Source organism: Micromonospora sp. CPCC 206060 (genome assembly GCF_036906895.1).
Classification (GTDB): Bacteria; Actinomycetota; Actinomycetes; order Mycobacteriales; family Micromonosporaceae; genus Micromonospora.
On record NZ_JBAKHU010000005.1, the window covers coordinates 41,765 to 56,375 of the forward strand.

Genomic DNA, 14,611 nt, shown 5'->3' on the forward strand with positions numbered 1-14,611 from the left:
GTCAGTCGTTGGCGTGCAGCGCGGCGTTCAGTTCGATGCCCCGGCCGGTACGCGGCCGGGCCTCCAACGCACCGGTCTGCGAGTTGCGCCAGAAGAGCAGGCCGGCCACCCCGGACAGTTCCCGGGCCTTGACCACCCGCCCGTCCGGCAGGGCGATCTTCGAGGCGGCGGTGATGTAGCAGCCGGCCTCGACCACGCAGTCGTCGCCGAGCGAGATGCCGACACCCGCGTTCGCGCCGATCAGGCTGCGCTGCCCGATGCTGATCTTCTCGGTGCCGCCGCCGGAGAGGGTGCCCATGATCGAGGCGCCACCGCCGATGTCCGAGCCGTCGCCGACCACCACGCCCTGCACGATCCGGCCCTCCACCATCGAGGTGCCGAGGGTGCCGGCGTTGAAGTTGCAGAAGCCCTCGTGCATGACCGTGGTGCCGGGGGCCAGGTGGGCGCCGAGCCGGACCCGGTCCGCGTCGGCGATGCGCACCCCGGACGGGGTCACGTAGTCGGTCATCCGGGGGAACTTGTCCACCCCGTACACGGCCAGGTGCCGGCCGGTGGCCCGCTCGATCACCCGCAACTCGTCGACCCGCTCCGGCGGGCACGGCCCGGCCGAGGTCCAGGCCACGTTCGGCAGGGCGCCGAAGATCCCGTCGAGGTTCAGCTCGTTGGGCCGGACCAGCCGGTGGGAGAGCAGGTGCAACCGCAGGTACGCGTCCGGGGTGTCCTTGATCGGGTCGGCCAGCGAGCCGATCTCGGTGACCACCACGACCGTCCGCAGCCCGGGCAGGGCGCGTTCACCGATCGCGGTCGGCGGCAGGTCGAGAACGTCCCCCTGGTCCTCACCGGGCACCAGCGGCAGTTCGCCCAGACCGAGCTTTCCGGTCGGGTACCAGGTGTCGAGTACCTGCTCGTCGGCGGTGACGGTGGCCAGGCCGATGCCCCACGCGGGCTGTGCGGATGTCACTCTTCCACCTTTCGTTCGCGGCTGCGGGGCTCGCAAGATCACTGCTCGTGCGCACCGGTTTTGACGGTACCGTGCCCAACATGAGGAACCCGTTGACCCCCGATGTACTGGCCGATCCGGTCGCGTTGACCCGGGTGCTGGTCGACATAGAGTCCGTTTCGCTCAACGAGAAGGCGATCGCCGACTGCGTTGAGGAGGTGCTGCGCGGCGTTCCGCACCTGACCACCCAGCGGTACGGCAACACGGTGATGGCCCGTACCGACCTGGGGCGGTCCCAGCGGGTCGTGCTCGCCGGTCACCTGGACACCGTGCCGCACAACAACAACTTCCCGTCCAGCATGCGCGGCGACCTGATGTACGGCTGCGGCACCTCGGACATGAAGTCCGGTGTGGCGTACGCGCTGCACCTGGCGGTCACCCTGCCCGAGCCGCGGTACGACGTGACGTACTTCTTCTACGAGGCGGAGGAGATCGAGTCGAGGTACAACGGCCTGTTCCTGGTCGCCGGGGCGCACCCGGAGTGGCTGACGGCCGACTTCGCGGTCCTGCTCGAACCGACGTACGGGGTGGTCGAGGCGGGCTGCCAGGGGACCATGCGGGCGATGGTCGCCACCACCGGGGTACGGGCCCACTCGGCGCGCTCCTGGCACGGCGTGAACGCCATCCACGGCGCTGGTGAGGTGCTCCGGCGGCTGAACGAGTACCAGGCACGCCGGGTCGTCATCGACGGGTGCGAGTACCGGGAGGGGCTGAACGCGGTACGCATCCACGGCGGGGTGGCCGGGAACGTGGTCCCGGACCGGTGCGAGATCGAGGTCAACTACCGGTTCGCGCCGGACCGGACGGAGGAGGAGGCGCACGCGCACGTACGCGAGGTGTTCGCCGGCTTCGAGGTCACGGTGACCGACTCGGCGGCCGGGGCCGCACCGGGGCTGGACGCACCGCCGGCCCGGGAGTTCCTGGCCGCGGTCGGCGCGGCGCCGATCGGCAAGCTGGGCTGGACGGACGTGGCCCGGTTCGCCGCGATGGGCGTGCCGGCGCTGAACTTCGGACCGGGTGACCCGAACCTGGCCCACCACCCGGACGAGCACGTCGAGATCAACAAGATCCGGGACGGGGCGGCGACGCTGCACCGCTGGCTGGCGTGAGTACCCCGCCCAGGACCGGCGGTCCGGTCCCGGGCGGGCACCACCCCCTGGCGGTCAGCCGGTCGTGCCGCAGGCACCTGCCGGACACGCCTCGGCCGCCGCAGCGACCTCGTCCGCGGCCTCGGCGACCGGCTGCTCCAGCCGGGCCCGCCGCCGCTCGGCCACCACGTCGCGGATCCGACGCTGCATCTGCCGCCGGATCCGGATCATCTCGCTGTTGCTGATCACGGTTGCTCCTCCCCCGAGAGACGCGGCACTGCGCACCCACGGCGGCCCTGGTCTGTCCGCCGCGTCTGCCAGGCATACCCGGTATGTGAATGGTAAGACGCACCTGCGACCGAATTAGTTGCCTGCGAACCTCATCCTTCCTGTCATCTTTCGGTCGTCCGGTCCGACGCCTTCCGCGCTGCGGCCAGGTCACTCCACTACCGTTTCCCCCATGAACCACAAACACGCCGCCGAACAGCCCGGAGTCGTCGGCCGGGAACGGCACCGGGGCGCGGTCACCCTGCGCCGCAGCGCCATCCCGACCAGCACGGCGGACCAGCGGCTGCTCGACTCGCGGGGGCGCGAGGACTGGAAGACCAAGGACGCGTGGCGGGCCCTGCGCATCCTCTCGGAGTTCGTCGAGGGCTTCGACACCCTCGCCGACCTGCCCCCGGCGGTCAGCGTCTTCGGCTCCGCCCGCAGCAAGCCGGAGAGCCCGGAGTGGCGGATGGCCGAGGAACTGGGCGGGGCGCTGGCCCGCGCCGGTTACGCGGTGATCACCGGTGGCGGGCCGGGGGTGATGGAGGCGGCCAACCGGGGCGCCACCGAGGCCGGTGGGCTCTCCGTCGGGTTGGGCATCGAACTCCCCTTCGAGCAGGGCATCAACGAGTGGGTCGACCTGGCCATCGACTTCCGGTACTTCTTCGCCCGCAAGACCATGTTCGTCAAGTACGCCCAGGCCTTCGTCGTCCTGCCCGGCGGGTTCGGCACGATGGACGAGCTGTTCGAGGCGCTGACCCTGGTGCAGACCGGCAAGGTGACCCGCTTCCCGGTGGTGCTGATGGGTACCGACTACTGGCGGGGTCTGCTCGACTGGCTGCGGGACACCATGGCCGCCGACGGCAAGATCGGGCCCGCGGACCTGGACCTGATCTGCCTGACCGACGACGTGGCCGCCGCGGTCCGGCACATCGTGGACGCCGACGCGGCGCTCACCGCCGAGCAGGAGGCGCTCCATGAGACGGCCGAGGCGCAGACCGAGGCGGCCCGTCGGGGTGCGGCCGACGCCGGGCGGAGGTTCTGAGCGATGGCCGCCATCTGCGTCTTCTGTGCCTCCTCACGCACCCTCGACCAGCGTTACCTGGACCTGGCCACGTTCACCGGTGAGGAGATCGGCCGGCGGGGGCACACCCTGGTCTCCGGCGGCGGTTGCGTCGGGATGATGGGGGCGGTGGCCGACGGGGCACGCGCCGCCGGTGCCCCCACCATCGGGGTGATCCCGCAGGCGCTGGTCGACCTTGAAGTCGCCGACGTGGCCTCCGACGAACTGGTGGTGACCGACGGGATGGCCAGCCGCAAGACCGCGATGATCGACAAGTCGGACGCGTTCCTGACCCTGCCCGGCGGGCTGGGCACCCTCGACGAGCTTTTCGAGGTCTGGACCACCGCCACCCTGGCGATGCACCGCAAGCCGATGGTGCTGGTGGACACCGATGGGTTCTACCGGCCGCTGACCGAATGGTTGGCCCGGCTCACCGGGGAGGGTTTCATCCGTCCGGCCGGGCTCGACCTGCTCACCGTGGTCGACTCGGTGCCGGCGGCGCTCGACGCGATCGAGTCCCGCCTCGCCTGACGCCCCGGTCCCGGGTCACCCGGCCGGGCAGCGGGTCGGTGGACCGGAACGGGTCGGTGCTCCGGGTGCGTGCGGAACGGTGGGATGTCCGGTTCGCCGGGTGTCGCACGGGCATGGTGAGATGGGCGCCATGCAGGCGTACCGGCTGGTCCGCCGGCCGGCGGAGGCCGCGCCGGCCCGCCACGACGACCCCCGGCAGCGGGAGGTGGTCGCGCACACCCAGGGCCCGCTGCTGGTCCTCGGTGGTCCCGGTACCGGCAAGACGGAGACCCTGGTCGAGGCGGTCGCCGCCCGGGTCGACGAGGGCGTCGATCCGGAGCGGATCCTGGTGCTCACCTTCGGTCGGCGGCAGGCCACCGCGCTGCGCCACCGGATCGAGGCGCGGATCGCCGGGGGCGGGCGCCGGGTGGTGCACGAGCCGCTCGTGCGCACCTTCCCAGGGTACGCCTTCGGCCTGCTCCGCCGTTCGGCGGCCGAGCGGGGTGAGCCGTCGCCCCGGCTGCTCACCGGGCCCGAGCAGGATCTGATCATCCGCGAGCTGCTGGACATGGTCGACGGGGTGACCGCCCCGGACCCGGAGCGCCCCGATCCGGCGGAAGGCGACGACCCGGTCGGCTGGCCGGAGGAGCTGCGCCCCGCGCTGCGTACCCGGGCCTTCGCCGGCCAACTACGGGACCTGCTGCAACGGGCCACCGAGCGGGGCATCGGCCCGGTCGAGCTGGCCCGGCTGGGCGAGCGGCTGGGCCGGGCCGACTGGCCGGCTGCGGCCCGCTTCCTCCGGGAGTACGTCGCCGTCCTCGCCCTCCGGGACGTCAGCAACCGGGGTTCCGTCGCGTACGACCCGGCGGAGCTGGTCCGGGCGGCCACCGGCCTGCTCGCCGACGACCCCGAACTGCTCGACGCCGAGCGGCACCGGCTGGCGTACGTCTACGTCGACGAGCTGGCCGACACCGATCCGGCCCAGGTGGACCTGCTGGCGATGGTGGCCGGCGGGGGGCGGTCGCTGATCGCCTTCGCCGATCCGGACTCGTCGACGTACGCCTTCCGGGGTGCGGATCCGGCCGTGGTGGGTGCCTTCGCCCACCGGTTCCGTACCGCCTCCGGGGTACCCGCCCGGACGGTGGTGCTGGACACCTCCTACCGCGCGGGTACCGGTCTGCTCGCCGCGACCGGGCGGCTGGCCCGGCGGTTGCGCGGTCCGGGCGGCCACCGCCGGCTGTCTCCCCGTCCCGACGCCGAACCGGGCACCGTCGAGGTACGCGTGTTCCGCTCGGCGACCAGCGAGGCGGCCTACCTGGCGCACGCACTCCGCTCGGCGCACCTGCTCGACGGGGTGCCCTGGTCCCGGATGGCCGTGCTGGTCCGGTCGACCGCACTGCAACTGCCGTCGGTGCAGCGGGCCCTGCACACCGCCGGGGTACCCACCGTGGTGCACGCCGAGGACCTGCCGCTGCACCAGCAGCCGGCGGTGGCCCCGCTGCTGCTCCTGCTCCGTTGCGCGCTGGAGCCGGCCCGGCTGGACGAGGAGGCCGCCGTCGCGCTGCTCCACTCGCCGCTGGGCGGGGCGGATCCGTTGGCCGAGCGGCGGCTGCGGCAGGGGCTGCGGGCGCTCGCCCTGGCCGCCGGTGACCGGCGGCCCTCCGGGGACCTGGTCGTCGAGGCGCTGCGTGACCCGGCGGTACTGGCCGGTGTCGACCGGCGCTGGGCCGAGCCGGCGCAGGTGGTGGCCGGCCTGCTCGCCACCGCCCGGGAGGCTGCGGTGGCGCCCGGCGCGACGGCGGAGACCGTGCTCTGGGCGGTCTGGCGGGCCAGCGGACTGGCCGAGCGCTGGGCCGCCGGGAGCCGGGGCGGGCCGGCGGCGGGGGAGGGGGAGGCGGCCTCCCGCTGGCGGGCGGCGGCGGCCGACCGGGACCTGGACGCGGTGATGGTGCTCTTCGACGCGGCGGCCCGGTTCGTCGACCGGCTGCCCGGTGCGCGTACCGAGGTCTTCCTCGACCACGTGCTGGGCCAGCAGCTCCCCGCGGACACGCTCGCCCCGACCGCCGACCGAGGTGAGGCGGTCCGGCTGCTCACCGCCCACGCGGCCAAGGGCCTGGAGTGGGACGTGGTGGCGGTCGCCGGGGTGCAGGAGGGGATCTGGCCGGACCTGCGGCTGCGGGGCAGCCTGCTCGGCTCGGAACGGCTGGTCGACGTGCTCGCCGGGCGGGCCGACGGTACCGGCACCGTGGCCGGTCTGGTCGGGCAGACTTCCGCGCTGCTCGACGAGGAACGCCGGCTCTTCTACGTGGCGGTCACCCGGGCGCGGCGCCGGCTGCTGGTCAGCGCGGTCGACTCGGCGGCGGTGGGCGGCACCGACCACGAGGAACAGCCCAGCCGGTTCCTCCACGAGTTGGGCCCGACCGTGCCGGCAGCGGCGTCGGGCGAGGACGGTCCGGTCGAGCTGCCGGTCGGCCGGCCGCCCCGGGCCCTCACCCTCGCCGCGCTCGTCGCCGAGCTGCGTACCACGGCCACCGACCCGGCCGCGCCGCTCACCCGGCGGCACGCGGCGGCGGCCGAGCTGGCCCGGTTGGCCGCCGCCGGGGTGCCCGGCGCGCATCCGGACGAGTGGTGGGGGCTGCGCGGTCTTTCCGACGATCGGCCGCTGGTCGACGAGGGCGAGCCGGTCCGGGTCACCCCGTCGAGCATGGAGAGCGCACTCCGGTGCAGCCTGCGCTGGTTGCTGGAACGGCACGGCGGCACGGGGCCGCCCAGCGCCGCGCAGGGCGTCGGCAACCTGGTGCACGCGGCGGCGATGCTGGCCGAGGACGCCAGCGCCGACCGGGGCAAGCTGCTGGAGTACGTCGCCGGGCGGTTCGACGCGATCGAGTTGGCCGCCCGGTGGATGACCGGGGCGGAGCAGTCCCGCGCCGAGGCGATGGTCGACAAGCTGCTCCGCTGGCTGGCCGGTAACCCGCGCCGGCTGCTCGCCATCGAGCAGGAGTTCGCCGTCCGGCTCGACGATCCGGCCCGCCCGGTCGAGCTGGTCGGTCGGGTGGACCGGCTGGAGGTCGACGCCGACGGCCGGCTCGTGGTGGTCGACCTGAAGACCGGCCGGACCACCGCCGCCACCGGCGCCGAGTTGGCCGAGCATCCGCAGCTCGGCGCCTACCAGGTGGCGGTGGAGTCCGGGGGGTTCGCCGAGTTCGGCACGGAGTCGGGCGGGGCCGCCCTGGTGCAGCTCGGCACCACGGGCCGGGACGCCCGGGAGCAGACCCAGGCTCCGGTCGACGAGGCGGCCGAGGCGGGCTGGGCCAGGGCGATGGTCCGGCGGACCGCCGATACGATGGCCGCCGCCACCTTTGCCGCCGTCGCCAACAGCAAATGCCGGGTCTGCCCGGTGCGTACGAGTTGCCCGGTGTCCGGGCAGGGGCGCCAGGTGGTCGAGCCGCCGACCATCCGCCCTGAGAGTTCACCGTGAGTGCGAGGAGTGAGCTTGCGAGCCCCGCAGTCGCGAATCAGGGCGATACCGTGAGCGCGAGGAGTGAGCTTGCGAGCCCCGCAGTCGCGAACTAGGGCGATACCGTGACCCAGCCCTCGCTGTTCCGCGCACCGACCCAGACGCAGCGGACCGCCGACGCCGGTCCCCGCTACACCCCGGTCGAGCTGGCGCGACTGCTGCGGCTGCCGGCACCCACCCGCGAGCAGGCGGCCATCATCGCCGCCCCGGTCGAACCGTTGCTGGTGGTCGCCGGGGCCGGCTCCGGCAAGACCGAGACCATGGCGGCGCGGGTGGTCTGGCTGGTCGCCAACTCGTACGTCCGGCCCGAGCAGATCCTCGGGCTCACCTTCACCCGCAAGGCCGCCGGTGAACTCGGCCACCGCATCCGGACCCGGCTCGACCAGCTGGTCCGCCGGCTCGGTCGGCAGGACCGCGACCCGGCCGGGGACCTGCTCGGTGGCGAACCGGCGGTGGCCACCTACCACTCCTACGCGGCCCGGATCGTCACCGAGCACGGGCTTCGGTCCGGGTACGAGCCGGCCACCCGGCTGCTCACCGAGGCGTCCCGGTGGCAACTGGTCGAGCTGCTGGTCCGCAACTACGACGGGGACATGTCGGAGGTGGACCGGGCCCCCGGCACCATCACCGACGCGGTGCTGGCCCTCGCCGGTGAGCTGGCCGAGCACCTGGTCACCCCGGACGAGCTGGCGGCCTGGACCGGCCGGTTCTTCGCCGACGTGCAGTCCCGACCCGGGCGGCTCTACGCCGACGTCCGGCGGGCGCTGGCCGTGCAGCAGACCCGGCTGAAGCTGCTGCCCCTGGTGCGGGCGTACCAGCAGCGCAAGGACGACTTCGAGGCGATGGACTTCGGTGACCAGCTCTCCCGGGCGGCTCGGGTCGCCCGGGACCACCCGGAGGTCGGTGCGATCGAACGGGACCGGTACCGGGTGGTGCTGCTCGACGAGTACCAGGACACCAGCCACGCCCAGGTGGTGCTGCTGAACTCGCTCTTCGGCGGCGGTCACCCGGTCACCGCCGTGGGTGACCCCTGCCAGTCCATCTACGGCTGGCGCGGTGCCAGCGCCGGCACCCTGGACCGGTTCCCGGCCGAGTTCACCGTCACCTCCGGTCGACCCGCCGGGACGCTCTCGCTCACCACCAGCTGGCGCAACCGGCCGGAGATCCTCCGGGTCGCCAACGCCCTCGCCGCCCCGTTGCGGGCCGCCGGGGCCCGGGTACCGGAACTGCACCCGGCGCTGACCGTCGCCGAACCGGTGCCGGGGCGTACCGGCCGGGGTGCCCCCGGCGGCACCGTGCACTGCGCCCTGCTGCCCAGCTACGCCGACGAGGCGGAGTGGATCGCGGACAGCCTGCTCGCCGCCTGGCGTGGTGCCGCCCGGATGCCCGGCGCGCTGCCCGAGCAGATTCCGCTGGACCGCCGGCCGACGGCTGCCGTGCTGGTCCGGCTGCGCAGCCAGCTGCCGGCCATCGAGACCGCGTTGCGGCAGCGGGGCCTGCCGGTCGAGGTGGTGGGGCTCGGTGGTCTGCTGGACACCCCGGAGGTCCGGGACGTGGTCTGCACCCTCCGGGTGCTGGCCGACCCGACCGACGGCGCCGCGCTGCTGCGGCTGCTCACCGGTCCCCGCTGGCGGATCGGCCCCCGGGACCTGGTGGCGCTGCACCGCCGGGCGAAGTCACTCGCCTCGGCCCGGCGGTCCGGTCCCGGCCGGCCGACGGCGGAGGACGAGATAGTCACCGACCGGCTCGACGAGGCGACCCTGGTGGAGGCGCTGGCCGATCTCGGCCCGGCGCAGGCGTACTCGGTCCAGGGGTATTCCCGGCTGCGCGCGTACGCCGACGAGCTGGCCCGGCTGCGCTACCGGTTGGACCAGCCGTTGCCGGACCTGGTCGCCGACGTGGAACGGACCATGGGGCTGGACGTGGAGGTCGCGGTCCGGGCCGGGCGGGGTGGTGCCGGTGGGGACGCCGGGCTGGCCCGTGGTCATCTGGACGCCCTGGGTGACGTGGCCGCCCGGTTCGCCGGGGAGTCCGCCGGGGCGCCGCTGTCGGCCTTCCTCGCCTTCCTGGCTGCCGCCGAGGACTCCGAGCGGGGCCTGGCCCCCGGCGAGGTGGAGGTGGTGGAGGGGGCGGTGCAGCTACTCACCGCGCACGCGGCCAAGGGGTTGGAATGGGACGTGGTGGCGGTCGCCGGGCTGACCCGGGGGGTCTGGCCCGGGCCGGTCCGTAACTCCGACCACTATCTGGGCGGGCTCGGGGTGCTGCCGTTCCCGTTGCGCGGCGACGCGGACGGGCTGCCGGCGCTGGAGCTGGCCGGCGCCGAGGACCAGCGCGGGGTGGCGGGCGCGCTGGCGGCCTTCACCGACCGGTGGCGGGCGCACGACGAGCGGGAGGAGCGCCGGCTGGCGTACGTCGCGGTCACCCGACCGCGCCGCCTGCTGCTCTGCTCCGGCTACTGGTGGGGTGAGGGGACGAAGCGTCCGCGTGGTCCGTCGGTGCTGCTGACCGAGATCCACGACGCCTGCCTGGACGGCCGGGACGGGTACGTGGTGGACGCCTGGGCGCCGGAGCCGGCGGGGGATGCCGTCAACCCGACCACCGAGGTGGTACTCCGGGCCGAGTGGCCGGCCGACCCGCTCGGCGCCCGACGGCCGGTGATGGCGGAGGGTGCGGCCCTGGTCCGCCGGTTCCTGGCCGACCCGCCGCCCGATGCCGGTGACCCGGACCGGACGGATCTGGACCCGGCTGACCCAGGCCGGACGGCACCCGAGCTGCCGGAGCCGGACGAGGTGGTCCGGGGGTGGCACCGGGAGGTGGATCTGCTGCTGGCCGAGCGGGCCGCCCTGGTCGGGCGGGACGGGCCGGTGGAGGTCGCCCTGCCCGGGCAGCTCTCGGTCTCCCAGCTGGTGGCCCTGCGCCGCGATCCGCAGGCCCTGGCCGGGGTGCTGCGCCGGCCGATGCCGGCCCGCCCCGACCCGTACGCCCGTCGGGGTACCGCCTTCCACGCCTGGCTGGAGGAGCGGTTCGGGGCACCGCGACTGCTGGACGTCGACGAACTGCCGGGTGCGGCGGACTCCGACGCCGCGCCGGACGGGGAGCTGGTCGAGTTGCAGGAGCGCTTCCTGGCCAGCGAGTGGGCCGACCGGGTACCGCTGGAAGTGGAAGTGCCGTTCGCCACAGTGATCGCCGGGGTGGTGGTCCGTGGCCGGATGGACGCGGTCTTCACCGCCCCCGGTGACCGGTACGACGTGGTCGACTGGAAGACCGGCCGACAGCCGGACGGGCCGGCCGCCGAGGCGGCTGCCGTGCAGTTGGCGGCGTACCGGTTGGCCTGGGCGGAGCTGGCCGGGGTCCCGGTGGACCGGGTCCGGGCGGCCTTTCACTACGTTCGGGCCGGGGTGACGGTCCGGCCGGCGGACCTGCTGGACGCAGAAGGGCTGGCCGCGTTGATTGTCGGCATCCCCGAGCGCCCCCGCTGACGGGCGTGCTATGTTTGTCGGGTTGCAGTTTTGGTTCCCAGAGACTTCCGCAGTTCAGTCTCAAAGACGTGGCGTGCGCCTGGCGGGATTGTGGCCCCAGGCGCCGTTTGTTATGTCCGGAGTTCTCCGGATGGGGCGACCAGAATCGACAGTCGATCCACGCCTGCCGGCGTGGACGATCCTCTTCGGCCCCACAACAGGTGTGGGTCCGATCGTTCCGTCAAGGAGACGAAACACATGGCAATTGGCACCGTCAAGTGGTTCAACGCTGACAAGGGCTTCGGCTTCATCACCCCGGACGGCGGCGGCGCCGACGTCTTCGCCCACTTCTCGGCGATCCAGTCCTCCGGCTACCGGAGCCTGGACGAGAACCAGCGGGTCGAGTTCGAGGTGACCCAGGGCCAGAAGGGCCCGCAGGCGGAGAACATCCGCCCGCTCTGAGCTTCCGCCCGACCACCGTCGCCACCCGCGGCCCGGTGACGCCACCTGCCGGTTCGGCAGGTTGACGCGTCCCGCCGCCGGGGGTACCACGCTCCGGTGGTCTGTTCCACCACCGTGCCGCTGCCGGCCCGGTGGACTGTTCCACCATCGTGCCGACCCGGCACGGTGACGCGATCCGGCCCGCGTTCCGCACGGGACGCGGGCCGGATCCGCGTACCACCCAGGTTCGTGCTTGCGACCACCGGGCAGCGCCCGGTGACAGCGCCCCGACCGGTCGACCGGTCCCGGCGCCTTCCTCGACACGTGCCGCCTGCGAGGAAGGTCCTGACATGACCCGCACCATCGTTTCCTTTACTGATGCCGCGCTCGCTCCCGCCCTGCACCGGGAGCTGACCGCGCAGGGCATCACCGATCCGTTCCCGATCCAGGCGGCCACGCTGCCGGACTCGCTCGCCGGCCGGGACGTGCTCGGCCGTGGGCGTACCGGCTCCGGCAAGACCCTGGCTTTCGGGCTGCCGCTGCTGTCCCGTACGGCCGGCCGACGGGCCCGGCCCGGTCGCCCGCTCGCCCTGGTCCTGGTACCGACCCGGGAACTGGCCCAGCAGGTGACCACCGCACTGGCGCCGTACGCCACGGCGGTCGGCCTGCGTTGTGCCACCGTCGTCGGCGGGCTGTCGCTGCAGCGCCAGGCCGACGCGCTGCGGGCCGGTGCCGAGGTGGTGGTGGCCACCCCGGGTCGGCTGCACGACCTGATCAACCGGGGTGACTGCCGGCTGGACCAGGTGGCCGTCACGGTCCTCGACGAGGCCGACCAGATGGCCGACATGGGCTTCCTGCCGCAGGTGACGAAGCTCCTGGAGCAGGTGGCGCCGGACGGGCAGCGGATGCTCTTCTCCGCCACCCTGGACTCCGGTGTGGACCGGCTGGTCCGTCGGTTCCTCACCGACCCGGTGTCGCACTCGGTGGACCCGGGTACCGCGACGGTCAGCGCGATGACCCACCACCTGCTGCACGTGGACCCGCTCGACAAGGCCGCCGCGGTGACCCAGATCGCCGCCCGGGACGGCCGCACGATCCTCTTCATGGGTACGAAGCACCGTGCCGACCGGCTGGCCCGCCAACTGCTGGCCAGCGGGGTACGCGCCGCCGCACTGCACGGCGGCAAGTCCCAGCCGCAGCGGACCCGGGTCCTGGAGCAGTTCCGCACCGGCCAGGTGACCGCGCTGGTCGCGACGGACGTGGCGGCGCGGGGCATCCACGTCGACGGCCTCGATCTGGTGGTCAACGTGGACCCGCCGACCGAGGCGAAGGACTACCTGCACCGGGGCGGCCGGACCGCCCGGGCGGGGGAGACCGGCACCGTGGTGACCCTGGTCCTGCCGGAGCAGCGCCGGGACATCGCCCGGATGATGAACACCGCCGGGATCCGCCCGAAGTCGGTCACCGTACGCCCCGGCGACGAGGCGCTGACCCAGGTCACCGGTGCCCAGGTACCGTCCGGGGTGCCGGTCACCATCGCCGTCCCCACGCCGCCCGCACCGGCGGGCCGGGGCACTCCGGGCCGCCCGGCGCACCGTGGCTCGGGTCGGCCGCGTCGATCCCGCCGGCCCGCTGCGTCCCGGCCGGTCTGACCGTCAGCTCAGTCCGTGCCGAGGCGGATCAGGCGGAGCAGCGCCTCGCCGTACGCCTCGGCCGGACCGGGCCGGCTGATCTCCACCGGGCCGCCGCCCGGCAGGCCGAGCCGGACGGTCCAGGCGTCCGTGTCCCGGCGCAGTCCGCGGAACGTACCGCCCAGCAGTTCCCGGAGCTGGTCCCCGCCGAGCCAGTTCAACGGGGATCACCGGGCCATTGTGGCGCGGTACCTAGGTATCCGTGCGGATGGCGGATTGGGTCCGATCGCTGACTGTTTCGGCGCCCCGGATGGGCGATCCTGGGCGCGGAGGCGTACGGGTCGCGGTGACCCGTACCGGGAGGGGTAGGCGATGGCGGTCCGCGCCGGTACGGCGGCGGTACGCGCAGCAGCCGTACGCGAGATTCTGTTCGTCCTGTTACTGGGGGCCGGCGGGTTGCTGCTGGCCCTGCTGGCGGCCTTCGCGCCCTGGTATCCGGCCCCGACGGGCCGGCGTCCGGCGGCGGTGGTCGATCTGAACAGCCCGGCCGAGCCGGTGTCCAGCAACGGCCTCACCGCAGCCGACATGGTGGGTGGGCCGTCCCGGGTGCCGGGGGTGGCAAGCTGAGCGGGCCGGTGGTGGCGTGACCACCCCCGGCCTGTTGCCGCTTTCTTTCCTGCGTGGTGTTCACTTTCTGTCATGAGTCTCAATCCGTTGCCGCCCGGTCCGCAGTGGCGGTCCGGGCCGGTCACCCGGCGGTACTCCGCTCCGGTCGGGACCCCGACGGTGCCGACGGGTCCGGTGGTCCCGCCGTCGTCCGGGGCCACCCGGCGGCTGTGGTGGTTCGCCGGTGCGGCGGGTGCGGTCCTGGTGATCGGCCTGGTCGTGGTGCTCGGCGTGACTCTCTCCGGCAACCCGCAGCCGTTCCGTGGACGTCCTGCGGCCCCGGCCGATGTCCGGCCCCCGCTGGCCCGGCTCTGCCCGTCGCCGGCCGTGACCGGACCGTCCGGTGCGGCGCCGGACGCGCCGACCGTGCCCGATCCCGGCCCCCCGCCATCCGGGTCGGTGCAGACCGGTCAGCGTACGGTCGACGAGGCGGCCGGCATCTCCTACCGGCGGTACGGGGCGCCCTGGTTGCCCTGGGCCGAGGTGTGGAACGCGGGCACCCTGGAGGTGCCGTACCGGGTCGGGCAGCACTTCGTCACCGAGGAGAAGTACGACGGGGGCAGTGACTACCACGCCTCGATCCTCTCGGCGGCGGTGCCGGCGGCGGAGAACGACGCGTTGACCTTCGACCTGGCCTGCGTCGGCCGGCAGGTCGCCGCCGACGTCCGCGCCGAGTACTACCCGCAGCCGACCCGGATGGAGTTGCTGGCCGACGGGCGGACCACCATCGGTGGCCGTCCGGCCTGGGTGACGAAGTTCCGGCTGCACTTCAAGCGGGCCGGGTTGCGGGCCACCAACGAACTGGCCGCTGTGGCCTGCATCGACGTCGGCCGGTCCACCGCGGCGGTCTTCTACGTCTCGATCCCGGGTACCCACCGGCACCTGGACTGGGTGGTGGACGACGCGCTGGCCTCGGTCCGGCCGCTCTGAGTCCGGCTCTGCCGGGTACCGGCCACCGGCCGGGGCCGAC

At 73.9% G+C, this 14,611-nt stretch carries 12 protein-coding genes; 9 read left to right on the forward strand and 3 right to left on the reverse strand.

Annotated features, from left to right (window positions below):
* Position 1: 1 nt before the first annotated feature.
* Positions 2–961 carry a 2,3,4,5-tetrahydropyridine-2,6-dicarboxylate N-succinyltransferase gene (dapD, locus tag V6U90_RS06700; RefSeq protein ID WP_334432164.1) on the reverse strand — a complete coding sequence of 320 codons (960 nt, stop codon included), beginning with the start codon at positions 959–961 and terminating at the stop codon, positions 2–4.
* An 80-nt stretch (positions 962–1,041) separates the two neighbouring features.
* Between dapD and dapE the strand changes: the two genes are divergently transcribed.
* Positions 1,042–2,109, forward strand: coding sequence for a succinyl-diaminopimelate desuccinylase (gene dapE / locus V6U90_RS06705; protein WP_334432166.1), 1,068 nt, complete (start codon positions 1,042–1,044; stop codon positions 2,107–2,109).
* 54 nt (positions 2,110–2,163) lie between these two features.
* Here dapE and V6U90_RS06710 read toward each other — a convergent pair whose 3' ends face one another.
* Positions 2,164–2,337: a hypothetical protein gene (locus tag V6U90_RS06710; RefSeq protein WP_334432168.1), complete on the reverse strand. Its 174-nt coding sequence runs from the start codon at positions 2,335–2,337 to the stop codon at positions 2,164–2,166.
* A 211-nt stretch (positions 2,338–2,548) separates the two neighbouring features.
* Between V6U90_RS06710 and V6U90_RS06715 the strand changes: the two genes are divergently transcribed.
* From V6U90_RS06715 to V6U90_RS06740, 6 genes are all read left to right on the forward strand, one after another.
* Positions 2,549–3,400: a TIGR00730 family Rossman fold protein gene (locus V6U90_RS06715; protein ID WP_334432171.1), complete on the forward strand. Its 852-nt coding sequence runs from the start codon at positions 2,549–2,551 to the stop codon at positions 3,398–3,400.
* 3 nt (positions 3,401–3,403) lie between these two features.
* A complete protein-coding gene (locus V6U90_RS06720; RefSeq protein ID WP_334432174.1) occupies positions 3,404–3,949 on the forward strand; it encodes a TIGR00730 family Rossman fold protein in 546 nt (181 codons plus the stop codon).
* A 130-nt stretch (positions 3,950–4,079) separates the two neighbouring features.
* Positions 4,080–7,406, forward strand: coding sequence for an ATP-dependent helicase (locus tag V6U90_RS06725; RefSeq protein ID WP_334432480.1), 3,327 nt, complete (start codon positions 4,080–4,082; stop codon positions 7,404–7,406).
* 104 nt (positions 7,407–7,510) lie between these two features.
* Positions 7,511–10,924, forward strand: coding sequence for an ATP-dependent helicase (locus V6U90_RS06730; RefSeq protein ID WP_334432176.1), 3,414 nt, complete (start codon positions 7,511–7,513; stop codon positions 10,922–10,924).
* Positions 10,925–11,161: 237 nt separating this feature from the next.
* Positions 11,162–11,365, forward strand: coding sequence for a transcription antiterminator/RNA stability regulator CspE (gene cspE / locus V6U90_RS06735; protein ID WP_007464836.1), 204 nt, complete (start codon positions 11,162–11,164; stop codon positions 11,363–11,365).
* Positions 11,366–11,694: 329 nt separating this feature from the next.
* Complete coding sequence (locus tag V6U90_RS06740) at positions 11,695–12,996, forward strand: DEAD/DEAH box helicase (protein ID WP_334432224.1); 1,302 nt, start codon at positions 11,695–11,697, stop codon at positions 12,994–12,996.
* An 8-nt stretch (positions 12,997–13,004) separates the two neighbouring features.
* Here the strand turns inward: V6U90_RS06740 and V6U90_RS06745 are convergent, their stop codons facing one another.
* Complete coding sequence (locus tag V6U90_RS06745; RefSeq protein WP_334432226.1) at positions 13,005–13,196, reverse strand: hypothetical protein; 192 nt, start codon at positions 13,194–13,196, stop codon at positions 13,005–13,007.
* A gap of 151 nt (positions 13,197–13,347) precedes the next feature.
* On the opposite strand from V6U90_RS06745, the gene V6U90_RS06750 reads away from it, so the two are divergent.
* The gene (locus V6U90_RS06750) at positions 13,348–13,602 is read left to right on the forward strand and encodes a hypothetical protein (protein ID WP_334432228.1); all 255 of its coding nucleotides are present in this window, start codon (positions 13,348–13,350) and stop codon (positions 13,600–13,602) included.
* A 72-nt stretch (positions 13,603–13,674) separates the two neighbouring features.
* Positions 13,675–14,571, forward strand: coding sequence for a hypothetical protein (locus V6U90_RS06755; protein WP_334432230.1), 897 nt, complete (start codon positions 13,675–13,677; stop codon positions 14,569–14,571).
* The last annotated feature ends 40 nt before the right edge of the window (positions 14,572–14,611 follow it).

Excerpts from the sequence above, each read along its gene's own strand:
- dapE (WP_334432166.1), top strand. The coding sequence starts at position 1,042 with ATGAGGAACCCGTTGACCCCCGATGTACTGGCCGATCCGGTCGCGTTG.
- cspE (WP_007464836.1), top strand. The coding sequence starts at position 11,162 with ATGGCAATTGGCACCGTCAAGTGGTTCAACGCTGACAAGGGCTTCGGC.
- V6U90_RS06750 (WP_334432228.1), top strand. The coding sequence starts at position 13,348 with ATGGCGGTCCGCGCCGGTACGGCGGCGGTACGCGCAGCAGCCGTACGC.
- V6U90_RS06720 (WP_334432174.1), top strand. The coding sequence starts at position 3,404 with ATGGCCGCCATCTGCGTCTTCTGTGCCTCCTCACGCACCCTCGACCAG.
- V6U90_RS06725 (WP_334432480.1), top strand. The coding sequence starts at position 4,080 with ATGCAGGCGTACCGGCTGGTCCGCCGGCCGGCGGAGGCCGCGCCGGCC.
- V6U90_RS06715 (WP_334432171.1), top strand. The coding sequence starts at position 2,549 with ATGAACCACAAACACGCCGCCGAACAGCCCGGAGTCGTCGGCCGGGAA.
- V6U90_RS06755 (WP_334432230.1), top strand. The coding sequence starts at position 13,675 with ATGAGTCTCAATCCGTTGCCGCCCGGTCCGCAGTGGCGGTCCGGGCCG.
- V6U90_RS06740 (WP_334432224.1), top strand. The coding sequence starts at position 11,695 with ATGACCCGCACCATCGTTTCCTTTACTGATGCCGCGCTCGCTCCCGCC.